The organism is Shewanella sedimentimangrovi, assembly GCF_017354965.1.
Classification (GTDB): Bacteria; Pseudomonadota; Gammaproteobacteria; order Enterobacterales; family Shewanellaceae; genus Shewanella; species Shewanella cyperi.
Window position 1 is genome coordinate 1,003,562 of record NZ_CP071502.1, and the last position, 23,685, is coordinate 1,027,246.

Annotated in this window: 24 protein-coding genes and 1 other annotated feature; of the genes, 17 read left to right on the forward strand and 7 right to left on the reverse strand. The window is 55.0% G+C overall.

All coding sequences use genetic code 11. The features are described 5' to 3' along the window. Positions 1-67: 67 nt before the first annotated feature. The gene (locus JYB85_RS04210) at positions 68-622 is read left to right on the forward strand and encodes an Mpo1 family 2-hydroxy fatty acid dioxygenase (protein ID WP_207381192.1); all 555 of its coding nucleotides are present in this window, start codon (positions 68-70) and stop codon (positions 620-622) included. A gap of 51 nt (positions 623-673) precedes the next feature. On the opposite strand, the gene JYB85_RS04215 is transcribed toward JYB85_RS04210, so the two are convergent. After that, positions 674-1,942, reverse strand: a complete 1,269-nt coding sequence (locus JYB85_RS04215) for an HlyC/CorC family transporter (protein WP_207381193.1) — start codon at positions 1,940-1,942, stop codon at positions 674-676. Positions 1,943-2,010: 68 nt separating this feature from the next. Continuing rightward, positions 2,011-2,799: a cytochrome C assembly family protein gene (locus JYB85_RS04220; protein ID WP_207381194.1), complete on the reverse strand. Its 789-nt coding sequence runs from the start codon at positions 2,797-2,799 to the stop codon at positions 2,011-2,013. A gap of 253 nt (positions 2,800-3,052) precedes the next feature. Between JYB85_RS04220 and ffh the strand changes: the two genes are divergently transcribed. The 8 genes from ffh (at position 3,053) to JYB85_RS04260 (ending at position 9,441) form a co-directional block, all read left to right on the forward strand. Next, positions 3,053-4,426 carry a signal recognition particle protein gene (ffh, locus tag JYB85_RS04225; RefSeq protein ID WP_207322167.1) on the forward strand — a complete coding sequence of 458 codons (1,374 nt, stop codon included), beginning with the start codon at positions 3,053-3,055 and terminating at the stop codon, positions 4,424-4,426. A 165-nt stretch (positions 4,427-4,591) separates the two neighbouring features. After that, on the forward strand, positions 4,592-4,843 hold the full coding sequence (gene rpsP / locus JYB85_RS04230; RefSeq protein WP_207322168.1) for a 30S ribosomal protein S16: 252 nt from the start codon (positions 4,592-4,594) through the stop codon (positions 4,841-4,843). Between the two features lie 20 nt (positions 4,844-4,863). Next, positions 4,864-5,394, forward strand: a complete 531-nt coding sequence (rimM, locus tag JYB85_RS04235; RefSeq protein ID WP_207322169.1) for a ribosome maturation factor RimM — start codon at positions 4,864-4,866, stop codon at positions 5,392-5,394. A gap of 15 nt (positions 5,395-5,409) precedes the next feature. Continuing rightward, positions 5,410-6,162, forward strand: coding sequence for a tRNA (guanosine(37)-N1)-methyltransferase TrmD (trmD, locus tag JYB85_RS04240; protein ID WP_207381195.1), 753 nt, complete (start codon positions 5,410-5,412; stop codon positions 6,160-6,162). A 27-nt stretch (positions 6,163-6,189) separates the two neighbouring features. Beyond that, the gene (gene rplS / locus JYB85_RS04245) at positions 6,190-6,543 is read left to right on the forward strand and encodes a 50S ribosomal protein L19 (protein ID WP_207381196.1); all 354 of its coding nucleotides are present in this window, start codon (positions 6,190-6,192) and stop codon (positions 6,541-6,543) included. Between the two features lie 229 nt (positions 6,544-6,772). Continuing rightward, positions 6,773-7,864, forward strand: a complete 1,092-nt coding sequence (locus JYB85_RS04250) for a 3-deoxy-7-phosphoheptulonate synthase (RefSeq protein ID WP_207381197.1) — start codon at positions 6,773-6,775, stop codon at positions 7,862-7,864. 13 nt (positions 7,865-7,877) lie between these two features. Further along, positions 7,878-9,017: a bifunctional chorismate mutase/prephenate dehydrogenase gene (gene tyrA / locus JYB85_RS04255; RefSeq protein WP_207381964.1), complete on the forward strand. Its 1,140-nt coding sequence runs from the start codon at positions 7,878-7,880 to the stop codon at positions 9,015-9,017. Positions 9,018-9,108: 91 nt separating this feature from the next. Further along, positions 9,109-9,441, forward strand: a complete 333-nt coding sequence (locus JYB85_RS04260; protein ID WP_207325577.1) for a hypothetical protein — start codon at positions 9,109-9,111, stop codon at positions 9,439-9,441. Between the two features lie 92 nt (positions 9,442-9,533). Here the strand turns inward: JYB85_RS04260 and JYB85_RS04265 are convergent, their stop codons facing one another. Further along, complete coding sequence (locus JYB85_RS04265; protein WP_207381198.1) at positions 9,534-11,486, reverse strand: chorismate mutase; 1,953 nt, start codon at positions 11,484-11,486, stop codon at positions 9,534-9,536. Between the two features lie 39 nt (positions 11,487-11,525). Then, positions 11,526-11,649: a sequence feature (Phe leader region), on the reverse strand. A 101-nt stretch (positions 11,650-11,750) separates the two neighbouring features. Then, the gene (gene hpf / locus JYB85_RS04270; RefSeq protein ID WP_207322175.1) at positions 11,751-12,092 is read right to left on the reverse strand and encodes a ribosome hibernation-promoting factor, HPF/YfiA family; all 342 of its coding nucleotides are present in this window, start codon (positions 12,090-12,092) and stop codon (positions 11,751-11,753) included. 276 nt (positions 12,093-12,368) lie between these two features. Here hpf and JYB85_RS04275 point away from each other — a divergent pair, with 276 nt between their 5' ends. Next, positions 12,369-13,040, forward strand: coding sequence for a cytochrome b/b6 domain-containing protein (locus JYB85_RS04275; protein ID WP_207381199.1), 672 nt, complete (start codon positions 12,369-12,371; stop codon positions 13,038-13,040). Positions 13,041-13,083: 43 nt separating this feature from the next. Here JYB85_RS04275 and JYB85_RS04280 read toward each other — a convergent pair whose 3' ends face one another. Further along, entirely contained in the window at positions 13,084-13,533 is a 450-nt protein-coding gene (locus JYB85_RS04280; protein WP_207322177.1) for a c-type cytochrome, read from the reverse strand. 185 nt (positions 13,534-13,718) lie between these two features. Here JYB85_RS04280 and JYB85_RS04285 point away from each other — a divergent pair, with 185 nt between their 5' ends. Further along, positions 13,719-14,015 carry a Trp family transcriptional regulator gene (locus JYB85_RS04285; protein WP_207322178.1) on the forward strand — a complete coding sequence of 99 codons (297 nt, stop codon included), beginning with the start codon at positions 13,719-13,721 and terminating at the stop codon, positions 14,013-14,015. A 4-nt stretch (positions 14,016-14,019) separates the two neighbouring features. Here the strand turns inward: JYB85_RS04285 and JYB85_RS04290 are convergent, their stop codons facing one another. Beyond that, complete coding sequence (locus JYB85_RS04290) at positions 14,020-14,379, reverse strand: hypothetical protein (protein ID WP_207381200.1); 360 nt, start codon at positions 14,377-14,379, stop codon at positions 14,020-14,022. A gap of 142 nt (positions 14,380-14,521) precedes the next feature. Next, positions 14,522-15,106: a peptidylprolyl isomerase gene (slyD, locus tag JYB85_RS04295; RefSeq protein ID WP_207381201.1), complete on the reverse strand. Its 585-nt coding sequence runs from the start codon at positions 15,104-15,106 to the stop codon at positions 14,522-14,524. Between the two features lie 123 nt (positions 15,107-15,229). On the opposite strand from slyD, the gene JYB85_RS04300 reads away from it, so the two are divergent. The 6 genes from JYB85_RS04300 to JYB85_RS04325 all read left to right on the forward strand — a co-directional run bounded on the left by JYB85_RS04300 (position 15,230) and on the right by JYB85_RS04325 (position 23,632). Further along, the gene (locus tag JYB85_RS04300) at positions 15,230-15,568 is read left to right on the forward strand and encodes a hypothetical protein (RefSeq protein ID WP_207381202.1); all 339 of its coding nucleotides are present in this window, start codon (positions 15,230-15,232) and stop codon (positions 15,566-15,568) included. A gap of 89 nt (positions 15,569-15,657) precedes the next feature. Beyond that, on the forward strand, positions 15,658-18,123 hold the full coding sequence (thrA, locus tag JYB85_RS04305; protein ID WP_207381203.1) for a bifunctional aspartate kinase/homoserine dehydrogenase I: 2,466 nt from the start codon (positions 15,658-15,660) through the stop codon (positions 18,121-18,123). Next, positions 18,120-19,058, forward strand: a complete 939-nt coding sequence (thrB, locus tag JYB85_RS04310) for a homoserine kinase (protein ID WP_207381204.1) — start codon at positions 18,120-18,122, stop codon at positions 19,056-19,058. Before thrA ends, thrB begins: the two co-directional genes overlap by 4 nt. Positions 19,059-19,087: 29 nt before the next feature. After that, the gene (gene thrC / locus JYB85_RS04315; protein WP_207381205.1) at positions 19,088-20,371 is read left to right on the forward strand and encodes a threonine synthase; all 1,284 of its coding nucleotides are present in this window, start codon (positions 19,088-19,090) and stop codon (positions 20,369-20,371) included. A gap of 136 nt (positions 20,372-20,507) precedes the next feature. Then, on the forward strand, positions 20,508-22,553 hold the full coding sequence (locus JYB85_RS04320; RefSeq protein WP_207381206.1) for a hybrid sensor histidine kinase/response regulator: 2,046 nt from the start codon (positions 20,508-20,510) through the stop codon (positions 22,551-22,553). Further along, positions 22,541-23,632 (forward strand): response regulator transcription factor, encoded by a 1,092-nt coding sequence (locus tag JYB85_RS04325; protein WP_207381207.1) that lies wholly within the window; start codon positions 22,541-22,543, stop codon positions 23,630-23,632. Before JYB85_RS04320 ends, JYB85_RS04325 begins: the two co-directional genes overlap by 13 nt. Positions 23,633-23,685: the final 53 nt, after the last annotated feature.

The window sequence follows — 23,685 nt, forward strand, 5'->3', positions numbered from 1 at the left end:
CGGCTCTGGTTTACTGGAAAAACCTGGCCCGCGGTAACGGCCGTGAACTTCGACCTTGGAGATAAGGATGAAATCCGCCGTTGAACAGCTCGCCAGCTATAAAAGCGTGCACCTGAATCCCACCAACCTCAAAACCCATTGTGTGGGCATTCCCCTCATTATCTGGGCCGCCGCTGTCTGGATGAGTTTGCCCCGGCTGCCCCTGCCGTTTGCGGGGGAAGCACCCCTGTCCACCCTGGCCGCGCTGTTGATACTCGGCTATTACCTGCTGCTCCATTGGCGCCTGGCATTGGGCATGGTGCTTTTGGGCACGCCCTTGGTGCTCAGTGCCCAATGGATGGCGGCGCTGCCCAATGGGGCCTGGATAGCTGCGGCGGCATTTGGCATTGGCTGGGTGTTTCAATTGATAGGGCACAGGTTTGAGAAGGCCAAGCCGGCCTTTCTTGAGGATCTCAATCAGTTATTAATAGGACCGCTATTTCTGATGGCAGAGCTGTATTTTGCTTTGGGGCTGGAGGCGCGGCTGAACCAGGATATTACACCATTGGCGGTGGCCAGGCGCAGGGCCTTACAGCAGAAGGACAAGCAGCAGAAGAACAAGCAGCAGGCAAACAAGCCTTGATATGAGAAAGGCGCCCTGGGGCGCCTTATTACTTTATCTGGGAACACTTTATCAGGGGGCGCGGTAATGCCCCGGAATGACCCTGACGCTCTTGATCATGTTGTCCGCCACTTCCACTATTTCTATCGGATAGCCCGCCAGTCGCAGACTGGTATTGGCGGCGGGAATTTCTTCCAGGTATTCCAGGATCAGGCCGTTAAGCGTCTTGGGACCGTCGGTGGGGAAATCCCACTTCATTTCCTTGTTGAGATCGCGAATGTTGATGCTGGCATCAATCAGATAACTGCCGTCCTGCTGGGCGCTGATATCTTCACTCGGTGTCGGGATCATGGAGGTGGTAAAGTCACCAACTATCTCTTCGAGAATATCTTCCAGGGTCACCAGACCCTGAATATCGCCGTATTCATCCACCACCAGGCCGATACGCTCTTTGTTGTGCTGGAAATTAGCCAGCTGGACGTTCAGCGGCGTACCTTCAGGCACAAAATACAACTCCTTTACCGCCCGCAGCAGTGAAGATTTGCTGAACTGCTCCTTGGACTGCAGTCTCAGGGCATCACGCAGGTGGATAAAGCCGACCGCATCATCGATATTGTCGCGGTAAACCAACACCCGGGTATGGGGACTGGTGACCACCTGGCGATTGATCACCTTGAAATCGTCGTTGACGTTAATGGCGTAGATATCCGAGCGCGGCACCATGATGTCTTCCACAGTGACCTTTTCCAGATCGAGGATAGACAGCAGCATGTCCTGGTGACGTTGAGGGATCAGGGCGCCGGCCTCGTGTACCACGGTGCGCAGCTCTTCCTGGCTGAGGGCATCATTGGTGGCCACCGAATGTATGCCCATCAGTCGCAGCATGCCAGAGGTGATGAGGTTCATCAGCTTGACCAAGGGCCAGAGGAATACCAACAACCAGCGCAGTATCATGCTGGAAGGGTAGGCGATACGCTCCGGATGCAGTGCTGCCAGGGTCTTTGGTGTCACTTCGGCGAAAATCAACACCAGCAGGGTCAGGATCCCCGTGGCAATGGCAACCCCGAGATCGCCCCAAAGGCGCAAGCCTATGATGGTCGCAATGGCCGAGGCCAGAATATTGACCAGGTTATTGCCGATGAGAATAAGGCCAATCAGGCGATCTGGTCGTTCCAACAGTTTCAATGCCCTTTCCGCTCCCTTGTGGCCACTGTTGGCCAGATGGCGCAGGCGGTAGCGGTTCAGGGTCATCATCGCCGTTTCCGAACCGGAAAAATAAGCGGATATGAGAATAAGGACAAACAGGAACAGCAACAGGCTGCCGGTCGATATAGATTCCAAGCAAGGGCTCCGTTATGGCCGGGAGAAGTAAGTAAATACTGGCATTTTACAGGGGTGTCAAGTCAACGTTAGTTAAGGATCAGTTCCTTGACGATGCGGGCACCAAAATAGGCCAGGGATAACAGGCCTGCACCGGTCAGGCTATATATCACCGCTGTGCGTATCTTACAGCCAACGCTGTATTGCTGCCACAACATGGCGATATAAACACACCAGGCGAGGATAGACAGTATGGCTTTATGGCCCTTGCCATCGGCAAACATGTCGTCAAGGAACACAAAGCCTGTGGCCAGGGACAGACTGAGCAGTATCACCCCTATGATGATCAGGTGATACAGCTGCTTCTCCACCGTCATCAGCGGCGGCATGGCAGGGCTGAGCAGCAACTGCTTCTTTTTCAGCTTGTTTTGGATCATCTGCAGCTGAATAGCATAGAGAGCGGCAATCATCAGCGCACTGTAGGCCATCAGCGACAGCACCACGTGGGCCAACACCTCGGGGTGTAACTCAAAATGGGTGATGTATTGCGGTGGTACCAACCATAACAGGGCCACACTGAGCACGGAGCAGGCGTAGATCACCGGCACCACCACTATGACCTTGAGCCTGAAGATCAGCAGGGTAAAGCTGAAGGCAATGATCCAGTTAACCAGGGATATCACGTTGGTCAGGCTGAAGTTTTGACCATCACCGGTAAACATGGCCTGGGACAGGGCGGCTGCATGCAACACCACGGCAATGGCGGCCACGGCGGCCACGGCACGGCGGTTGGGGCCATCGGCATGGAACAGTCTGCTGGTAACCAGCACCAGCGCAATGCTGTAGAAGAACATGGCAGAAGCGGAAAAAAGAACCATGGATCCGTACCCTAATCAAAGGAGTGTTGGGCCCGCTGCTGGCGGGTGTCCGAATAAATTGTCGCTAGAATAACACGAGCTTGCCGCGATTGGGCAGTGATGTAAGTTGCAAATTTCAGTCAAATCCTGTCGTTAGTCGCAGAAATTGCATTCAAGGCCGCCAAGGCGCTGGCCGGCGTTGCAGTAGCATAAACTGAGCGCATCGTTATAATACAGCCCACATTGGTCAATTCTATAGGGTTAGCACAGGACGATGTTTGAGAACCTCACCGACAGATTGTCACGCACGCTGAAAAATATCAGTGGCCGTGGTCGCTTAACGGAAGACAACATTAAAGACACCCTGCGGGAAGTGCGCATGGCACTGCTGGAGGCGGATGTTGCCTTGCCCGTGGTGCGTGAATTCGTCAATGCGGTCAAGGAACGCGCCGTAGGTCAGGAGGTGACCAAGAGCCTGACGCCGGGCCAGGTGTTCGTCAAGATAGTCCAAAGCGAGCTGGAAAAAGCCATGGGCGAGGCCAACGAGGCCCTGAACCTGGCTGCCCAGCCGCCGGCGGTGCTGATGATGGCCGGTTTGCAGGGCGCGGGTAAAACCACCAGCGTTGCCAAGTTGGCCAAATTCCTGCGCACCCGGCAGAAGAAATCCGTGCTGGTGGTCAGCGCCGACGTTTACCGTCCGGCGGCGATCAAGCAGCTGGAGACCCTGGCCAAGGAAGTGGAAGTGGAATTCTTCCCCTCCGATGTGAGCCAAAAGCCCATAGACATTGCCAGCGCGGCCATAGCCCATGCCAAGCTCAAGTTTATCGATGTGGTGATCCTCGATACCGCAGGCCGCCTGCACGTCGATGATGCCATGATGGACGAGATCAAGGCCCTGCACGCCGCGGTCAAGCCCATAGAAACCCTGTTCGTGGTTGATGCCATGACGGGTCAGGACGCCGCCAATACCGCCAAGGCCTTCAACGAGGCCCTGCCGCTGACCGGTGTGGTACTGACCAAGGTCGACGGTGACGCCCGTGGTGGTGCGGCCCTGTCTATTCGTCATATCACAGGCAAGCCCATCAAGTTCCTCGGTGTCGGTGAGAAAACCGATGCCCTTGAGCCTTTCCATCCGGACCGGGTGGCATCACGCATCCTCGGCATGGGCGACGTGCTGTCGCTGATTGAACAGGTTGAGCGCGGCGTCGATAAAGAAAAGGCCATGAAGCTGGCCTCCAAGGTGAAGTCCGGCGGCAATTTCGACCTGGAAGATTTCCGCGAGCAGTTGCAGCAGATGAAGAACATGGGCGGCATGATGGGCATGCTTGAAAAATTGCCCGGTGTCGGCCAGTTGCCACCCGAGGCCCTGGCCCAGGTGCAGGATGGCAAGATGACTCGCCAAATGGAGGCTATCATAAACTCCATGACCCCCGGTGAACGCAAGAACCCAGACATCATCAAGGGTTCGCGCAAGCGTCGTATTGCCGCCGGTTCAGGCACCCAAATTCAGGATGTGAACCGCCTGCTGAAGCAGTTCACCCAGATGCAGAAAATGATGAAGAAAATGTCGGCCAAGGGCGGTATGCAAAAGATGATGCGCGCCATGGGCGGCATGATGCCGGGAGGCATGAAATTCCCGGGGCGTTAAGCCCCAAAATACAGCGCGAATGCCGCCGTAAAAATCGCCAGTAGCGGTTGCATTCGCCCGAAAGTCAGGTAAAATCGTCCGGCTTTCTTTCTGGGACTCTCTTGCGAACACGGGGTTCCAGTTTTTATTTTTGCTTCTGGCAAATCATTAGAGGATAAAAAACGCATGGTTACCATTCGTTTAGCTCGTGGTGGCGCGAAAAAGCGTCCATTCTACAACATCGTTGTTGCTGACAGCCGCAACGCCCGCGACGGTCGTTTCATCGAGCGCGTTGGTTTCTTCAACCCACTGGCCAAAGGTCAGGAAGAAACTCTGCGTCTGGACCTGGACCGTGTTGACCACTGGGTGGCCAACGGTGCAGCGACCACTGAGCGTGTTGCTAAGCTGATCAAAGACGCCCGTAAAGCTGCTGCTTAATGGCGTAAAGGTATAGATTGATGAGCAGTAACCAACAGCCGATAGTGGTGGGCAAAATTGGCTCTACCTACGGCATCAAAGGTTGGATGAAGATCACCTCCTATACCAATTCTGTTGAAGATATTTTTGACTACTCGCCCTGGCTTATCCAAGAACAGGGAAAGTGGCGTGAAGTGAAGGTCAGCCAGTGGCGCTTCCACGGCCAGGCGGTGATTGCCGCCCTGGAAGGGGTTGAGACACGGGAGCAGGCGCAAATGCTCACTAACTGTGAGATTGCCATCCTGCCTGAGCAGATGCCTGAGTTGCCCGAAGACGAGTTCTATTGGCGCGATCTCATGGACTGCGAGGTGATTAACACCAAGGGTTATCACATGGGCAAGGTCGAACAGATCGTGGAAACAGGATCCAACGACGTACTGCTGGTGAAAGCCAACGCCAAAGATAGCTTCGGCAAAGTGGAACGTATGATCCCCTTTGTCCCCGGCCAATTCATCCTCGAGGTGAATGTGCCGGAAAAACAGATAGTAGTGGATTGGGATCCGGACTTTTAAGTCGAGGTACAACACATGTGGTTAGGGGTAATCACCCTGTTTCCCGAGATGTTCCGTGCCGTCAGTGACTTTGGAGTAACGGGTCGGGCCGTGAAGAACGGCCTGCTGGAGTTGCAAACGTGGAATCCCCGTGATTTCACCCATGACAGACACAATACCGTGGATGACCGACCTTACGGCGGTGGCCCGGGAATGTTGATGATGGTGCAACCACTGAAAGACGCTATCCAGGCAGCCAAAACGGCGGCCGGCGAGGGCGCTAAAGTGATATATCTGTCGCCTCAGGGGCGCAAGCTGACACAGCAAGGTGCGGCTGAGCTGGCAGAATCGCGGAAGCTGATATTGGTGTGTGGTCGTTACGAAGGTATCGATGAACGCATCATACAGACGGAAGTGGATGAGGAATGGTCGGTGGGCGATTACGTGCTTTCGGGCGGTGAATTGCCGGCGATGACCCTTATCGACGCAGTCTCGAGACTGGTGCCCGGCGTGCTGGGTAAACAAGCCTCGGCGGAGCAGGATTCCTTCTCCGATGGTCTGCTCGATTGTCCCCATTACACCCGGCCCGAACAGTTGGATGGTCTGGATGTACCGGCAGTGCTGCTGAGCGGCAATCACGAAGAAATTAGACGCTGGCGTCTGAAACAAAGTCTCGGAAGAACTTTGTTAAGACGACCGGAATTATTTGAAAATCTAGCTCTGACTGACGAGCAAACCCGCCTCCTGGCGCAGTTTGTTGACGAGATGGAACATCCACAGAAGTCGTAGCTCAGTTAATACTAGTATGGAGTTTATATGAACAACATCATCAAGATGCTCAACGATGAGCAAATGAAAAAAGACGTTCCTGAGTTCGGTGCCGGTGATACCGTAGTCGTTCAGGTACGCGTTAAAGAAGGTGACAAAGAGCGTCTGCAGGCGTTCGAAGGTGTGGTTATTGCCAAGCGTAACCGCGGTCTGCACTCTGCCTTCACCGTACGTAAAATCTCTAATGGCGAAGGCGTTGAGCGTGCGTTCCAAACTCACAGCCCTCTGATTGCCAGCATCGAAGTTAAGCGTCGTGGTCGCGTTCGTCGCGCCAAACTGTACTATCTGCGTGAGCGTTCAGGTAAGTCTGCACGTATCCGTGAGAAACTGGCTACCAAGTAATTCGGTACCGGTTAGACAAAGACGCAAGTGTTCGCACATTAACCCGCCTCCCGAGGCGGGTTTTTGTTTTTGGTCATTTTGTTCAAACTGAGAAAATTTCAGCTTTAAGCCTTGCTTCCGGCGATGCCGCAGGGCACACTGTGCACTCGATGTAATGGTGTAGCATTACGACATTGCAAGCGTGTCGTCCAATATGAGATATCAGATTCAGTATTCAAGGGGAAAGGCCATGCAGCAGGATACGATTAACAATGTGCACATCAGCGCCGAAAAGGTGCTGCTGACACCCAAGGAACTCAAGGCCGAGCTGCCCCTGTCTGCCCATGCCCAGCAATATATACTCAGGGCCCGGCGCACGGTGGCCGACATAGTGCACCGCCGTGACCAGCGAACCCTGGTGGTAACCGGCCCCTGCTCTATCCATGATATGGCCGCCGCCAAGGAATACGCGCTGAAACTCAAGCGGCTGCATGATGAACTCAAAGACGAATTCTTTATTCTGATGCGGGTCTACTTCGAAAAGCCACGCACCACGATCGGCTGGAAGGGGATGATCAACGATCCCGACATGGACGGCTCCTTTGATGTGGAGAAGGGACTGAGACTGGCCCGTGAGCTGATGATTTTCCTTGCCGAGTTGGAGTTGCCTGTGGCCACCGAAGCGCTCGACCCCATCAGTCCCCAGTACATTTCCGAGCTGGTCACCTGGTCGGCCATAGGGGCCCGCACCACGGAATCCCAGACCCACAGAGAAATGGCCTCGGGTTTGTCCATGCCTGTGGGGTTCAAGAATGGCACCGACGGCAAGCTCGACGTGGCCATCAATGCGATGAAATCCGCCGCCAGCGGCCACCGTTTTATGGGCATCAATCAGGAGGGGCAGGTGTCGCTGCTGCAGACCAACGGTAATCCCGATGGGCATGTGATCCTGCGTGGTGGCAGCGCGCCCAACTACGATGCGGTCAGCGTTGCCGACTGTGAACAGCAAATCCGCCGGGCGGGGCTGACGCCCAGACTGGTGATAGACTGCAGCCACGGCAACTCGTCGAAGAACCATGAGCGGCAGCTGCCGGTATGCCGGGATGTTTTTGGCCAGATAGCTGCAGGCAGTGAGTCCATCATAGGCGTGATGCTGGAGAGTCATCTCAATGCCGGCAACCAGGCCAGCGATAAACCACTGGCACAACTGCAATACGGGGTATCTGTGACCGATGCCTGTATCGATTGGTCCAGCACCGAGGTATTGCTGCGTGAAGGAGCGGCCCAACTGGCCTCGGCGCGTCAAAGCCGTTCTGTTATGCTGAAGGCCGCCAATGGCTGACAGGATATTTGATATGACGGAAAAGACCACAGCCGAGCTGGAAAAGCTGCGCGGCCTGATTGATGGCGTTGATAACCAGTTGCTGCATTTGCTGCGCAAGCGCCTGGATTTGGTGGCCCAGGTGGGTGCGGTGAAGCACGCCGCGGGATTGCCCATCTATGCCCCGGCCAGAGAGGCGGCCATGCTTGGCAAACGCCGTGAAGAAGCCCAGGCCATGGGCGTCAATCCACAGCTGATTGAAGATGTGCTCAGGCGCTTGATGCGTGAGTCCTATCTGAGTGAAAAGGATGTGGGTTTCAAGCAGATAAAACCGGATTTGGGCCAGATAGTCATCATAGGCGGCAAGGGGCAATTGGGTCGTCTGTTTGCCCAGATGTTCAGCCTTTCCGGTTATCGGGTGCAAATCCTCGACAAGGATGACTGGCAGGTGGCAGACAGCCTGTTTGCCGGCGCCGGTCTGGTGCTGGTGACTGTGCCCATAGGTAGCACCTGTGAGCTTATCCGCAGCCGGCTTGGCAGTTTGCCAAAAGACTGCGTGCTGGCGGATCTTACCTCCATCAAGGAGGCACCACTCAACGCCATGCTCGATACTCACTCCGGGCCCGTGGTGGGGCTGCACCCCATGTTTGGCCCGGATGTAGGCAGTCTCGCCAAGCAGGTGGTGGTGGTGTGCCATGGTCGCGGTCAAACCCAATACCAGTGGTTGCTGGAACAAATTGGGATCTGGGGGGCTCGTTTGGTTGAAGCCGAAGCGGTCCGCCACGACAAGGCGATGCAACTGGTGCAGGCCATGCGTCACTTCTCGTCCTTTGTTTACGGCCTGAATTTGTGCCGGGAGCAAGCCGACATAGATAGCCTGCTGGAGTTCAGCTCGCCCATTTACCGGCTGGAGCTGGCCATGGTTGGGCGCTTGTTTGCCCAGGATCCACAGTTGTATGCGGACATTATTTTCGCCCAGCAAGGCAGCCTGGAGGTCATTGCCGACTATCTCGACAATTACCGCGAGGCCCTGGCATTGCTGCAAGCGGGAGATAGACAGGGCTTTATCAGCAGATTCAATGAAGTAGCCAGCTGGTTTGGCGACTATGCGGCCCAGTTCCAGCGTGAAAGCCGCGCCATGTTGCAGTCGGTCAATGACATGAAGACGGGCTGAGAGAATTTACTGCGGTCGGTTGCGAATTTGTCGACTCCTCAGTAAGGTTAAATTAAGGGCCTTCGAGTCCGCTATATCACGGGAGATGAACATGACCCAACTGAGTCTGATGCAGACAAGTGCCGAAGATCGCAGCCTGTTGCACCTAAACTATGGGCTGATGAGTGCATTTCCCCTGTTGTTGCCGCTGTTATTGGGCCTGGTATTGAACCTGTCCCTGACCAAGGGCAGCAGCGGTCCATTGGGGCGCAGCCATTTGCGTTGGCAGCGTCATTCCATGCTGGGATTGGCGCTGTTGTTGCCACTGAGCTACAACCTGCCCCATGACGCCAGCGCCCTGGCACTGATGTCCTTAACCCTGATGTGGTTTGTGATGCGCATCGTCAAGGGCTGGGTCAGCCTTATCGATGGCATAGCACCATGATGGCATAGCACCATGATGGCATAGCGCTATGATGTAATTGAACAATGCAAAGGGGCCCGCAGGCCCCTTTGTGTATCTGAGACTTTTCAGCATCAATTGTGTATCTGGGCCGCCACCTGGCGCACCAGCGCCTGTGGCAGGGTGTCCAAATCCAGCACCAGGCCATCGGCTCCGAGCTTGACTATGGCGTGGACCTGACGGCTTAGCGCCTCGGGTGCCACTGCGTAGCTGGGATTGACAAGCACAGGCAGGTGACTGACTTCCTTGAGTTCCACCAGGGACGCCAAATCGAGTGTACCGCCCGCCTGATGATGGAAGGCGCTGACACCGGCATCACACAGCAACAATTGCTGGTTGCCTGCACCGAGGATCACATCGGCACTGGCAAGCCATTCCTCCAGGCTGGCCATGGAGTTGCGTTCCAATATCAGCGGGGTATTGAGTCTGCCGGCCTGTTCCAGCAAGTCCTGATTGAACATCTGATTGCCGCGCAGCAGCAGAATGTCGGCAAAGGGAGCCAACTGGCTCAATTGCGCCTCCTGCTCTATGGCGACTATGGTAACAAGTTGAAACTGGTCCAGTACCCTTGCGGCCGCTGCCAGGCGGGTCGCTGTGTCTGTGTGACGCCCGGCGCCATCAAAAATGATCCCTTGAACACCCGAGGATTTGAGTTCCTTGGCCAGATTATCCAACCCCGTGGTGGTCTGGGGCAGGGCAAACTGCACCAGTGCGGCTCTTTGGCTGCCATCGAGGCACAGGTGTTTAACCTGCAGCGGGCTGGCCAGTTGCTTGAATGCACGGCTGTGGCGCTTGGGCTCTGTGGTTCCTTCGGCATGCTGCTGTTGATGCTTGAGGGTATCGGGCTCGATCAGCAGCTGATGATTGCTCAGCTGGGTCGGCTTGACGGATTCGCTGGGATAACAGCCAAGTACTTTGACAAAGCGGGTGATCCGTTCCAATTCCTTCAACGCGGTTTGCATCGGTGTGCTGTTAAGGTTGGCATCTATATCAAGGTAGAACATCTCTTCCCAGGGCGTGCCCGGAATGGGCCGGGATTCCAGTTTACTCATATTGAGGTTGTTGGCCTTGAGTACCAACAAAGCCTCCACCAGGGCACCTGGCTTCTGGCCCGTGGCCATGATCAGGGTACATTTGGCCGGTAATTGTTCGGGCACGTCCACCGCCTTGCGGGAGACCACGATAAAGCGGCTTTGGTTCACCTTCTGGTTGGCCAGTCCCTGTTCCAGGGCTTCCAGTTGATACAGGGCGCCACCCTCAGCGCTGCCGATGGCGGCAACACCTGGGTCATCACTCAACTGCACCTTCTCCATGGCCTCGGCGCTGGAGGCACAGTATTCCAGGCGAATACCCGGATGCCTCGCCAAATAGCGACTGCATTGGCTGATGGGCTGTGGGTGGGCATAGATAGTATGGATTTTGCCGCTTTGAGCCTCAGCTTTGCCCAGCAGGCAATGACCGACCTCTATGGTGGTTTCCCCCACAATTGCCAGGCTGGTGTGTTGCAGTACGTCATAGACTTCGTTGATTGAGCCGGAGGAGGTGTTTTCAATGGGCAGAAAACCATAATCGGCATGGCCCGATTCCACGGCTTGGACTATTTCATCAAAGTTCTGGCAACCCAGGTCAATCATTTCCACCTGGCGGCGCTGGCAATAGCGATTTGCGGCCAGGAACGAATAGGATCCTCGGGCTCCCAGATACGCGACGCAGTATTGCTGCTTCTGGGTTTCGGGATTGGCACGGCCATGGAGGTAGGCCTGCTGGTTGAGAACCGAATCCTCGATAATGCTTTGATAAAGTTGCACCACGAAGTGGGGGTCGAGCCCCTGTTCCCGGCCCTTTTGTACCAGGCGGGCCAACAGTTCTTTTTCCCTTTGGGTATCGCGCACCGGCCTGACGTCGACTTCCTTGCTGCGGGCGACTTCCAGGCTGAGATCCCGACGCTTGGCGAGCAGCGACAGTATGTCATTGTCTATGGTAGTGATCTGTTCCCGGGTTTGACTCAGGGGTTGGGGTTTATCCATGCTGACCTCTATCTGTACTGCAATTTCACCTGTGTTATAAACAAAAAAGCCTCCCGGGTGGTGGAGGCTTTGGTATTTTCACTTTCTTTTTTACACAGAAATACCGCCTCCAGAGGGGAAGTGAATAAAAAAGAAAGTAAAAACGGCGAATAGTCTGTTCATGGTCTCTAAAACTAAGTTCAGGGCGCGGCAGTGTCAATCAAATCTTTTGCAACTTGCGCTAAACAAAAGCGCACCCTGGGGTGCGCTATGTGCTGTTGGGGCTTATGCCACGTTCAGTTCGTATTCGAACTCTTCCTCGGCTTCTTCCACGCCTTCAAAGCGTTGACCTTCGGCTTTATGGGTGAGGCGATTGAGCTGTTTCTCCAGCTTTTGACCCATGGCGGTAATGGCGGCGTAGAGGTTTTCGTGTTTGGCCTGGGCGAACAATTCACCGCTGGGGATACCGACCGAGGCTTCTATTTTGAAAAAGGTCTTTTCCTGACTGATGATGACATGGGGATTGATCAGGGATACATCGTGCCTTGTGAGCTTTTCAAAACGGCTTTCAATACGTGCAAGGATAGGAGCAGTGACTTCCAGTTGTTTGCTTGTGATCTTAATCATATTGTCTCACCTTCTTTTGCTTCCGTGACTTCAGACTACCAAGCACAGTGAGGAAAGTCGTGAGTAAAATCACGTTTCACGGCAGTCACATAATCGTTCGCTGTATATTTGAACGCTTGAATCCGAAACGCGAAAAACGGCCTGAAAAGGCTTGTCATGGTCCCGGTTGAGGTTCATATTTGAATAGATAACTTCGGCAGGTTATCGCGATTTTACCTTCTCATTGCCTCCTCAGTTGATTAAAATCCGGGCTTGGTATTTTGTCTGGATGTCCTAATGCACACTCAATCACACATCAAGGTTTGGGATCTGCCGGTTCGGCTGTTTCATTGGTCCATGGTGATTCTGCTTGGCCTGCTTTGGTGGAGTGCCGAGGCCGGCGAGATGGCCTGGCACCAGGTGTTTGGATTTACCCTGATGGTACTGCTGCTGTTTCGGATCCTTTGGGGACTGGTGGGCAGCGATACGGCCAGATTTGCGCGATTTGTGCATCATCCGCTCAAGGTGTTGGCCTATGCCCGCAGTGTGCGCCGTGAGGGCGTTAAGGCCCATGTCGGTCATAATCCCCTGGGCGCGTATATGGTGGTAACACTGCTGTGTCTACTGTTGTTGCAACTGGGAACCGGGCAGTTTGCCACCGATGAAATTTTTACCGAGGGACCGCTGGTGTCCTATGTCAGTGAGGACGTGGCATCGGCGCTGACCTGGTTGCATAAATTCAACTTTAACCTGCTGTTGCTGTTGGCGACTGTGCACGTGTTGGCTGTGATCTGGCACTTGCTCAACGGTGACCGATTGCTGGGAGCCATGTTCACCGGTAAAAAGCCCCATATTGGTGAGAACGTCGCTGTACGCTTTGCACCGCTGAGACGTGCGCTGTTAATCCTGACTGTGTTGGGCTATTTGATTGGCAATTTCCTTATCTGGCCGGTGTTGCAGAGCATGTAATAAAAAAGCCCGCATTGCGGGCTTTGTTTTTTTGATATCACAATCAGTCTTTCTTGTAGGCGTCGTGGCAGCCTTTACAGCTCTTGCCGGTTTTCATGAAAGCCTGCTTGATGTCGTCCTGGTTATCGGCCTTGGCCACATTGGCGAGGGCGGCTGCATTTTCCTGGAACTGGGTCATCTTGGCATCAAAGTCGGCCTTATCCTGCCAGATTTTGGCCAGGGCGTCTGTGTGGCCTTTGTCCGAGCCGGGAATGAAACCCTCTATCGGTAACTTGGACAGGGCGGCGACGTGCTCGGCGCGCATGGCGAATACCTCTGCGTCAAAGGGCTTTTTGCCTTTGAGCATGGCGCCCATGTCACCGAAGTTATAGGCGATCAGGGAAAAAGCTGACTGGCGGTATCCGATGGCTTCCTTTTCGTCGTCAAAGTTGTGTGCCATCGCCATGCCGCTGAGCAGGCTGGCGCCGGCCAGTGTCATTATGATTTTCTTCATTGTTATATCTCACGTTTCCTGTGGTTGCAGCAATGCGGGGGTATTCTGGCATACTCCCATGACAATCGGAACCGCTTAATTTGCAAGCGTTTATGTATAAACGAACGCGGATGACGCCGATTGTCAGTCCCATGAGGCCTTGCTACACTGCCCGATATTGATTGCACTTAAGGAATGGGGTTGCCATGCGGGCTTCTTGGGAACTGGTTTTGGAAAAGATCCTGGCGCACCCGGACAAACAACAACTGTTGGATTTGTTCCAGTTGCTGTTGACCGAAGAGGAGCGCAGCGCTATCGCCGGCAGATTAAAGGTATTTCAGCTGTTGTTGGGAGGTGGGCTGAGCCAGCGTCAAATCGCCGCTGAGTACCAGATAAGTATCGCCACCATCACCCGTTGTTCCAATTATCTCAAACACATGAGCGATGCCGAGCGCAGCAGAATCGCGAGTCTTATCGTTTCAGACCCCGGAGATATACGCTGAATGCTCAGGCGCGTTTGTGATGCCGATGCAAAGTGCGCCGTCCCAGCAGATAAATACTCCAGGTCATTAACACCACCGCCAGTAGCATTTGAGTTTTGTTGGTCCCGTCGCGAAACAGCAGTATGGCCGCCGCCAGCCAGATAAAAGGCAGCAATTCATACACCCAAAAGGGCCAAAATCCCGGTTTACGCCGCCGCTCTGGATCGGTACGCCTGTGGTCTGAGCGTAAGGCGTACACCAGGGCGCCGGCGAGAAACAGCAGTCCGGCGGCCAGTTGTGCCATTAATGCTGGGAAGGTCAGCATCACAATGGCGCCAAGGCTCATATAGAGATAGGGCAGTAATTCGTAGAGAAAACGATTCATTCAAGCAGTCCTTTGCCGTGGGGAAACCTGATTGTCACTGTAGCTGTTCCCCTTTTTCGATGGGTTTTCTCATCAAAGAGTAACAGATAAACAAAAGGCCGAACAAAATCTGTTCAGCCTTTTGTGATCCAGCCGGTCTTTATCAGCGGCAGCCGCAACCGCCGTTGCCGTCACAACCAGGCTTGCTTTCTTCCTTGTGCTCATGACCACCACAGCAACCTTCTTCGCTGTGATCATGGTGGTGGTGTCCACCGCAGCCACCGTGGGCATGGATATGACCATGGGCCACTTCTTCTTCTGTGGCAGCACGCACTTCGACCACCTGTACACTAAAGTTCAGTGACTGGCCTGCTAAAGGATGGTTGCCGTCAACTATGACACTGTTGTCCAGTACTTCTGTAACCTGTACCGGGCGCTGGCCCATTTCGGTTTCGGCGATAAAGCGCATACCGGGCACTATGTCTTCAATGTCACCGAAGGCGGCCAATGGCACTTCCTGGCGCAGGCTCTCATGGTAAGGACCGTAGGCTTGCTCACACTCAATGGTCACATCCAGATTGTCACCGGCTTGCTTGCCTTCCAAAGCGGCTTCCAAACCGGGGATCAGGTTTTCGGCGCCGTGGAGATATACCATGGGTTCGCCTTCAAAGGAGCTTTCCAGCAATTGTCCTTGCTGGTCATTCAAGCGGTAGTGGATGGTAACCGCTGTGTGTTGGGTGATCTTCATAACGCCTCCGCATCTCAAAGTGGCGCAAATGATACTCAAGTTTTACCCCAGTGGCGATGATTTACATCAGGCTTTGTTAACTAACGCAGGCTTTGCCCATGGCTGCATATAATGCGGCGCGGCATGCTGAAATTTATTCAACTGCGTCGAAATCGAATCGATTCAGTAAAATCAATTGCTTGCGTGTCTTTGGTGCTTTTTCTTACGTTTACGTCAACTGAGATTTTGTTTCTTTTTACCCAAAACTGCCTGTGGAAATTCATTTTTATCCCAGTTTTATTGATGATTCCTCGTTTTTGCTGCCACTTTGTGAATTATTTGTTTAAACGCGGCTTGACAAGCGAGCGCAAAACAAGCAATTCTGTGTCCAGTTCACTCAAGGAGTCATCAGCAATGGCAAGGCATGTTTTTGTGCTCACCACCATTATTACCACCACCATTACCACCATGGGGGCGGGCTGATACACCCTGAACAAATTTGAAATCAACAAGCCCGCTTCCCCAAAGAAGCGGGCTTTTTGTTTCTTGGGCGCGGCGATTGGGAGAATGTAATGAAAGTCATGAAATTTGGCGGAACCTCACTGGCCAATTGGCCACGTTTTTCCATGGCGGCCGATATTATTGCAGCGGCCGCCAAGGATGGTCCCGTGGCGGCCGTGTTGTCGGCTCCGGCCACTGTGACCAATGGCCTGCTGGAGATGGTCGATGTGGCTGTGGCCAGACAGGATTACGCCAGCGTACTGGAGCGCGTGCGGGGTTGCTTTGTCAGCCTGTTTACCGAAGCCGGAGCACTTTTGCCACACGAGAGCCAGCAGGCTCTGCTGCTGACCCTGGCCGATCAGGTTAAGGCGTGGGAGGCCAGGTTGCATGGCGCCTCACTGCTGGGAGAGTGCCCGGACACAGTAAGGGCCGAGGTTGTGGTTGCCGGTGAGCGTCTGTCGGCACTGCTGATGTTGGACGTGATGGCGGCCAAGGGATTGCCGAGCGGTGAGTTGGATCCGCGACAATTGTTCCTGGCCCATGGCGGTGCGCTCGAGTCTGTGGTGGACATCGCGGAGAGCAAGCAGCGCTGCCAAAGATTGCCGCTCTCTTCCAAGCGGGTTTGGGTCATGCCCGGTTTTACCGCGGCCAACAGCGAGGGGCGCACCGTGACCCTGGGGCGCAATGGTTCAGATTACTCGGCTGCTGTGCTCGCGGCTTGCCTTGATGCCAGCAGTTGTGAGATCTGGACCGATGTCGATGGTGTCTACAATACCGATCCCCGTGTGGTGGCCGACGCCAAGCTCCTGACTCAACTCAGCTACCAGGAAGCGATGGAGTTGTCCTATTTCGGTGCCAAGGTGTTGCATCCCAAGACCATAGCGCCCATAGCCCAGTTCCATATTCCCTGTTACATCAAAAACAGCTTTAATCCGGCCGCGCCCGGCACCCTGGTATCAAGCCAACCCGATGAAACCGGCTTGCAGGTCAAGGCCATTTCCAACCTGGATAGGCAGACCATGTTTGATGTGTCTGGACCGGGAATGAAGGGAATGGTGGGCATGGCCAGCCGCACCCTGGGTGCCATCGCCCGCGCCGGTGTGTCTGTGTCGCTTATCACCCAGAGTTCATGTGAGTACTCCATCAGTTTCTGTGTTGCCACCGCCGATGCGGCAAAGGTTGAAGGCGCTCTGAAGCAGGAGTTTGAGCTTGAACTTAAAAGCGAATTATTGGAGCCCCTTGAGCAGCGTCATGGCCTTGCCATAGTGTCATTGATTGGTGATGGCATGCGCACCCACAAAGGGGTTGCCGCCAAGTTCTTTGTGGCCCTGGCCCAGGCCGGGGTCAACATAGTGGCCATAGCCCAGGGATCCTCGGAAAGGTCGATTTCCGCCGTGGTGGAAGAATCCCGCACCCGACACGCCATCGGTGCCTGTCACCAGAGCTTCTTTGATGTGCAGCAGTATCTGGACGTATTTTTGGTGGGCTGTGGCAATGTGGGCGCCGGCTTGCTGGCCCAGATCCGCGCCCAGGGGCAGGTGCTCAGGGAGCAACACATCAGTATCCGGGTTTGCGGCATAGCCAACTCACGAAAGATGCTGCTGGATGCCAGGGGAATTGATCTTGAAAACTGGCAGGCAAAGCTTGAGGCCAGTGAGCTCGACAGCGATTTGCCGGCCCTGGTGCGCTGGGCCAATGAGCAGCAGTTGCTCAATCCCGTGCTGGTGGACTGCACCTCCAGTAGTGACGTGGCCGGGCAATATCCGGCGGTGATGGAAGCTGGGCTGCACGTGGTGACGCCCAACAAGAAAGCCAATACCCGCGAGCAGGATTTTTACCGCAACCTGCGTAGCACAGCCCTGAAGCAGCGACGCCAGTTCCTGTACGAGACCAATGTGGGCGCCGGGTTACCCGTGATAGACAACCTGAAAAAGTTGCTGTGTGCCGGTGATAAGTTACACAAATTCAGCGGGATTCTTTCTGGTTCCCTGTCGTTTATCTTCGGCAAGCTGGACGAGGGCATGAGCCTGTCGGCGGCCACGGCCATCGCCAGAGAGAAGTGTTTCACCGAACCCGATCCCAGGGACGATCTCAGCGGCATGGATGTCGCCCGCAAGGTGTTGATCCTGGCCCGCGAGGTGGGATTGACGCTGGAGCTGGACGATATCAGGGTGGAATCCGTGCTGCCGGAGGGATTTGATGCCGGCGGCGATGTGGCCGAGTTTATGGCGAATCTGCCCAAGGCCGACCAGGATATTGCCGCCATGGTGAGTGCGGCCAAGGCCGAAGGCAAGGTGCTGCGTTATGTGGGTGAAATTGATGAGCAGGGTTGCCGTGTCGCCATCAAGGCCGTGGCGGCTGATGACCCTCTGTACAGCGTTAAGGGCGGTGAGAATGCGCTGGCCTTCTACAGCCGCTACTATCAACCCATCCCCTTCGTGTTAAGGGGTTATGGTGCGGGTACTGAAGTGACCGCTGCCGGGGTGTTCGCCGATCTGCTGCGCACCCTTAACTGGACCCGTGAGGTGAGCCTATGAGTGTGACAGTATATGCCCCGGCATCCATGGGGAATGTGGGGGTGGGGTTCGACTTGCTGGGGGCGGCTCTGGCTCCAGTGGATGGCAGTCTTCTGGGTGACAGGGTGACGGTTGCCGCAGCGCCGTCCGGCCTGTCCCTGACATTGGCGGGCCCCTGGGCCAATCGTCTGCCGGAGGCGCAAGCGGACAACATAGTGTACCAGTGTGCACAGTTCTTCCTTGAGGCCCAGGGCCAGCCGGATTCAGGTTTGAGCCTGGTGCTGGAGAAAAACCTGCCGGTGGGCAGCGGTCTGGGTTCCAGTGCCAGCTCAGTGGTTGCGGCCCTCTATGCCCTCAATGAGTACTTCGGCAGACCATACGATCCCCAGGGCCTGTTGGCATTGATGGGGGAATTTGAGGGCAGGATCAGCGGTGCCGTGCACTATGACAATGTGGCTCCCTGTTTTCTTGGGGGAATGCAGCTGATGCTGGATCTGCCCGGGCGGATCTGTGAAACCATTCCATGCTTTGATAATTGGTACTGGGTGGTGGCCTATCCAGGGATATCCCTGTCCACTGCCCGCATGCGGGCCCTGATGCCGGATGTATACGACCGCAAGGTTTGCATTGATTTTGGTCGTCATCTGAGCGCTTTCGTCCATGCCTGTTACCGCCAGGATGAGACCTTGGCACTTGCGGTGCTAAAGGATGTGTTGGCAGAACCTTACCGTGCCTCGGCCATTCCGGGTTACCTCAAGGCCCGTGACGGCTTGGCGACCCTTGGCATGTTGACCACCGGCATCTCCGGCAGCGGTCCCACCCTCTTTTCCGTGGCCGCTGACCTTGAGACCGCAGAGCGGGCCAAAACCTGGTTGGAGCAACACTATTTGCTGGAGCCCGGCGGATTTGTGCATGTGTGCCGTCTGGATAGCCTGGGCACTCGGGTCGTTGAATAAAAGTATTGGTATTTTAAAAAGGTAACTTCATGGAATTATTCAATTTAAAGCACCCATCCGAGCGGGTGAGCTTTACCCAGGCCCTGAGCCTGGGACTGGGGCGTGACCGGGGGCTGTTTTTCCCAAGTAAGATCCCCGTGCTGGAGGACGTGGAAGCTTTGCTGGCCTTGCCTTTTGTTGAGCGCAGTCAAAAGGTGTTGGGGGCCTGGCTGGCACCCGAGCTGGGACAAGCGCTGGTAAATGAGCTGGTGGAAGCGGCCTTTGACTTTCCATTGCCGCTGCACAGGGTCGATGACCAGAGATACAGTCTGGAGTTGTTCCACGGTCCGACCCTGGCGTTTAAGGATTTTGGTGCCCGCTTTATGGCCCAGTGCCTGAGCCGACTGTCGGGAAAGGCAAAGCTGACTATTCTGACAGCAACCTCGGGGGATACAGGTGCGGCCGTCGCCGACGCCTTTTATGGGCTTGATGGTGTGCAGGTGGTGGTGCTCTATCCCAAGGGCAAGATCAGTCTGCTGCAGGAAAAGATGTTTACTACCCTGGGGCACAATATTCATACCCTGGCCATCAACTCGGATTTTGATGCCTGTCAGGCGTTGGTAAAGCAAGCCTTTGATGACCCGCAAGTGCGTGACGGTCTGCACCTCAATTCGGCCAACTCCATCAATATCAGCCGCTTGCTGGCACAGATATGCTACTACTTCGAAGCGGTGGCCCAATATCGCAAGCAGCATCAGGACTCGCCCGTAATTGCGGTTCCCAGCGGCAACTTCGGTAATCTCACGGCCGGGCTGTTTGCCAAGGCCATGGGGCTGCCGGTGAAGCGGTTTGTGGCGGCCACCAACAGTAATGACACAGTGCCGCGCTACCTTGAAGGGCGGCAATGGGCTCCCAACAACACGGTCGCCACCATGTCCAATGCCATGGATGTGTCCGAGCCCAGCAACTGGCCCAGGGTTGAAGCCATCTTTGCCCATCAGGGCTGGGATTTGAATGAGTTGACCGGCCTGGCCCTGGATGAGGACGCCACCCGCGCCTCGCTCAAAGCTCTGGAGCGGGACGGTTATGTATCCGAGCCCCATGCGGCTATTGCGGCGGCGGCTTTGTCCCAAACCTTGGCGGACGATGAACGGGGGATCTTCCTGGCCACGGCGCATCCTGCCAAGTTCAAGGATGTGGTTGACCGGGAATTGGGATTGAACCTGCCGTTGCCCGAAGCCCTGGCGGCGGTCGCGGCCAAACCTGTATTGTCAGCGGAACTGCCCGCCGACTTTGCACTGCTTAAAGCCCACCTGCTTGAACGGTTGATGTAAGCGCCCCGCAACAGGCCGGCCATTCCGGTCGGCCTGTCCAACGCCATGAAAAATTGGCATTTGATTCGTAAGTCCTTTAGCAAAGCCGGCAAGCTTGACTAAGCTTTAGCCATGGAATCTGCCATGGATAATTGGAATGGACTCTGGCACCGCCGCCGTGAATCTCAGTTTGGATTTCCCCCCTCAATTGCTTGCCGAACTGGGCAAGCTGCAGGCCAAATTTATCCGTGGGGAAGACGTACTCCTGCCCCTGTGCCGCTTGTTGGCGGAGCAAAGCGAAGCCGAAGCTGTGCTGATGATCAATGCCGATGCCATGTTCAGCGAAGATATGCCTGCTGCCGCGTCCTGCTGGTGCCGGGATCCCGTGCGTTATCTGACGCTCTGGAAGGATGTCCGCAATTGGCCCTTTGCAGGTCAGGAACAACTGGTGCATTGTTGGCACAAGTTTGTAGTATGGCCGGTCAAACAAAGCAACACCCTGGTGTTCTTTCACACCCCCAGCGAGGAGTGGTTTTCATTCCTGCTCGGCTTTGGCGATTTGATTGCGGAAATACTCATGGGGGTGTTCACCCTGCAAGCGGCCGACTGGCGGGAGAAAATTGGCCAGCAGATCCCCAGTGCCTTTGACAAAGAATTATTCCGCTCCATCGTCAGCAACAGCGACGATCTGATCCTGGTGGTGAGCCGAACTGCCAAAGGCAGCAGCGAAATTATCTATGCCAATGCCGCGGCAACCTGTGTTTCCCTGTTCCCCCGTAGTCAGTTGATTGGCCAGCCGGTCAGTCTGCTGTTCCCACCCGGGCCGGATAACCCCGAGGCCGAAGATCTACAGCAAGCCCTGGAACTGCAGCGGGATTTGGATTTCGAACTCTACTGCTACCGTGCCGATGGCGAACGCGCTTTGGTGCAGCTGCATCTGGTCGCGCTGGAGCAAAGCAGTGATGCCAGCTTGTTTGCCTTGCTTGGGCGCGATCGTACCGAACAGCGTCAGTTGGAGCAGACCATGGCCCGAACCCAGAAAATGCAGGCCATTGGCCAACTGGTGGGGGGCATAGCCCATGACTTCAACAACATTCTCGGAGTGCTCAAGGGCAATCTGGAGCTGGTCCAGTTAAAAAATGCTGAGCCCAAGTTGGACAATTATCTGAATACCGCACTGAAGGCCTGCCAGCGCGGCACCGAGCTGACCCGCAGGCTGCTGCAGTTTTCCCGTGAGGAGCAGTTCAATGCCTGCAATTGTCAGGTCAACCAGGTGATATCGGATCTGCAGGAGCTGTTTGCCAAGTCGCTTACGGCCAAGATCCGACTGCAGGTCAAGTTGACACCAAATTTGCCCGATATCCGGGTCGATACGGGGGATCTTGAGGATGCGCTGCTCAATCTGGTGCTCAATGCCAAGGATGCCATGAATGATAACGGGGTATTGACCATAGGCACCGGGGAGTCTGAACTCTGTGGTTTTTTACCCGGGCTAGGCTCGAAAGTGCCGGTCGAGTCGGGCCGTTATGTATGGATCTCTGTGCTGGATTCAGGTTGCGGCATTCCTTTGCGACTGCTCGACAAAATTTTCGATCCCTTTTTCACCACCAAGGACAAAAGTAAGGGGACAGGTCTGGGTTTGGCCATGACCTATGGTTTTGCCAAGCGCTCCCATGGTTATCTGAATGTGTTGCACACCGGCTCCGAAGGCACGGAATTCAGGCTGTGGTTTCCTGCCGTCAGCGCCAAAACGCAACCACAGACAGATGTGATGGCGGAGGCCGACCTGTGCCAGGTGAAGGGCAAGGTCAGGGCGCTGCTGGTGGATGACGAGGTCGAGTTGCTTCGGGTTCTGACGGACTACTGTGAACTTCTGGGGATCGAGGTGGCGGCATACAGCGATCCCCATGAGGTGCTGGCGTTATCCCGTCAGGGTGATATCGATGCGGATCTATTGATCACCGACGTGTTGATGCCGGGGGGCATCAACGGTTATGAGCTGGCCAGTGAACTGGATGCGAAAAAGCCCCTGAGCGTGTTGCTGATCTCCGGATTTATCGGTGACATAGGGGTGAATCACCATGAGGAAATGCCCTACAAGGTGTTGCATAAACCCTTTGAACTCAATGGTTTTGCCCGGGCACTGGCGGAAGTGGGTATAGCGTTAGTCAACAAGGAAGCGAGGCAGGCATGGAACAGTTAAAGGTGTGGATAGTGGATGATGACGAGGACTACTGCCATCTGATGCAAGAAGTACTTGAGGATGGCTTCGATGTCAGGGCCTTTGTCGACGCCAGGAGTTACCGGGATCTTATTACCCGGGAACGGCCGGATATAGTGCTGATGGATATCAATCTGCCGGATTCCAGTGGCATTTCCCTGTGCAGGGAATTGCAGGAATCGGAGCTGGATACGGCGGTCATCTTTGTGTCGGGCATGAATACCCTGGAAGAGCGGCTTAAGGCCTATGAGGCCGGTGCCGTAGACTTTATTGCCAAACCATTTGAGCTCAAGGAGCTTTTGGCAAAGACCCACGCGGTTGGTCACTATCAGGCGAAAAAGCGCTCTCTGGAGCAGGCCGAGTCCATGTCGCGCAATATGGCCTTTCAGTCCATGGGCGAGTCGGCCCAATATGGCGCCGTGCTGCAATTTTTCCGCCAATGCTTTCTGTGCCGGGATTTTCAAACCCTGGCCGATGCCTTTTTTGAGCTGATGGAGCAACTCAATCTGAATACCTGCCTGGAGATCCGGGTCAGGGATACCCATTATTTTGTGCCTGAGCATACGCCCATCAGCCCCATAGAAGCCAACATCTTTGAGTTGCTCGACAGGCAGGGCAGGCTCTATGACTTTGGCGCCAGGACTGTGTGTAACGACAGGCATGTGTCTTTTCTTATCAAAAACATGCCACTACAGGATGAAGTCTTGTATGGGCGTGTGCGGGACATCATAGCAGTCGTCGTCGAGGGCCTGGAGGCCAGGGTGCTGGATATACAACGCCAGAATGCCCTGGCAAGCCTAGTAGCCGATATCGGCGCGCTGCTGGAGGGTCTTGGTGATTCCATCCGCCAGAGCGATGAGGCTTTTGGCCGGGCCATGGTCAATATCACCAATGACATTCGGGCCAGCTTTCATGTACTCGATATGACCGAGGATCAGGAACGATTTTTTGCTGCCTTGGTTGAGCGTAACCTGCAACAGGCTAAAACAGCATCCCAGGCATTCATTGCCGTGAAAGATTCATTGTCATCTATTTTGGATATGCTGAAATCGAGTTCGTAACATTTTAAAAACAAAGCTTGATCCCGGTCACGCCCTCTCCGGATCAAGCTTGG

Coding starts and splice junctions, on each gene's coding strand:
- JYB85_RS04210 (WP_207381192.1), top strand. CDS start 68: ATGAAATCCGCCGTTGAACAGCTCGCCAGCTATAAAAGCGTGCACCTG.
- JYB85_RS04220 (WP_207381194.1), bottom strand. CDS start 2,799: ATGGTTCTTTTTTCCGCTTCTGCCATGTTCTTCTACAGCATTGCGCTG.
- ffh (WP_207322167.1), top strand. CDS start 3,053: ATGTTTGAGAACCTCACCGACAGATTGTCACGCACGCTGAAAAATATC.
- rpsP (WP_207322168.1), top strand. CDS start 4,592: ATGGTTACCATTCGTTTAGCTCGTGGTGGCGCGAAAAAGCGTCCATTC.
- rimM (WP_207322169.1), top strand. CDS start 4,864: ATGAGCAGTAACCAACAGCCGATAGTGGTGGGCAAAATTGGCTCTACC.
- trmD (WP_207381195.1), top strand. CDS start 5,410: ATGTGGTTAGGGGTAATCACCCTGTTTCCCGAGATGTTCCGTGCCGTC.
- rplS (WP_207381196.1), top strand. CDS start 6,190: ATGAACAACATCATCAAGATGCTCAACGATGAGCAAATGAAAAAAGAC.
- JYB85_RS04250 (WP_207381197.1), top strand. CDS start 6,773: ATGCAGCAGGATACGATTAACAATGTGCACATCAGCGCCGAAAAGGTG.
- tyrA (WP_207381964.1), top strand. CDS start 7,878: ATGACGGAAAAGACCACAGCCGAGCTGGAAAAGCTGCGCGGCCTGATT.
- JYB85_RS04260 (WP_207325577.1), top strand. CDS start 9,109: ATGACCCAACTGAGTCTGATGCAGACAAGTGCCGAAGATCGCAGCCTG.
- JYB85_RS04265 (WP_207381198.1), bottom strand. CDS start 11,486: ATGGATAAACCCCAACCCCTGAGTCAAACCCGGGAACAGATCACTACC.
- hpf (WP_207322175.1), bottom strand. CDS start 12,092: ATGATTAAGATCACAAGCAAACAACTGGAAGTCACTGCTCCTATCCTT.
- JYB85_RS04275 (WP_207381199.1), top strand. CDS start 12,369: ATGCACACTCAATCACACATCAAGGTTTGGGATCTGCCGGTTCGGCTG.
- JYB85_RS04280 (WP_207322177.1), bottom strand. CDS start 13,533: ATGAAGAAAATCATAATGACACTGGCCGGCGCCAGCCTGCTCAGCGGC.
- JYB85_RS04285 (WP_207322178.1), top strand. CDS start 13,719: ATGCGGGCTTCTTGGGAACTGGTTTTGGAAAAGATCCTGGCGCACCCG.
- JYB85_RS04290 (WP_207381200.1), bottom strand. CDS start 14,379: ATGAATCGTTTTCTCTACGAATTACTGCCCTATCTCTATATGAGCCTT.
- slyD (WP_207381201.1), bottom strand. CDS start 15,106: ATGAAGATCACCCAACACACAGCGGTTACCATCCACTACCGCTTGAAT.
- JYB85_RS04300 (WP_207381202.1), top strand. CDS start 15,230: ATGCTGAAATTTATTCAACTGCGTCGAAATCGAATCGATTCAGTAAAA.
- thrA (WP_207381203.1), top strand. CDS start 15,658: ATGAAAGTCATGAAATTTGGCGGAACCTCACTGGCCAATTGGCCACGT.
- thrB (WP_207381204.1), top strand. CDS start 18,120: ATGAGTGTGACAGTATATGCCCCGGCATCCATGGGGAATGTGGGGGTG.
- thrC (WP_207381205.1), top strand. CDS start 19,088: ATGGAATTATTCAATTTAAAGCACCCATCCGAGCGGGTGAGCTTTACC.
- JYB85_RS04320 (WP_207381206.1), top strand. CDS start 20,508: ATGGACTCTGGCACCGCCGCCGTGAATCTCAGTTTGGATTTCCCCCCT.
- JYB85_RS04325 (WP_207381207.1), top strand. CDS start 22,541: ATGGAACAGTTAAAGGTGTGGATAGTGGATGATGACGAGGACTACTGC.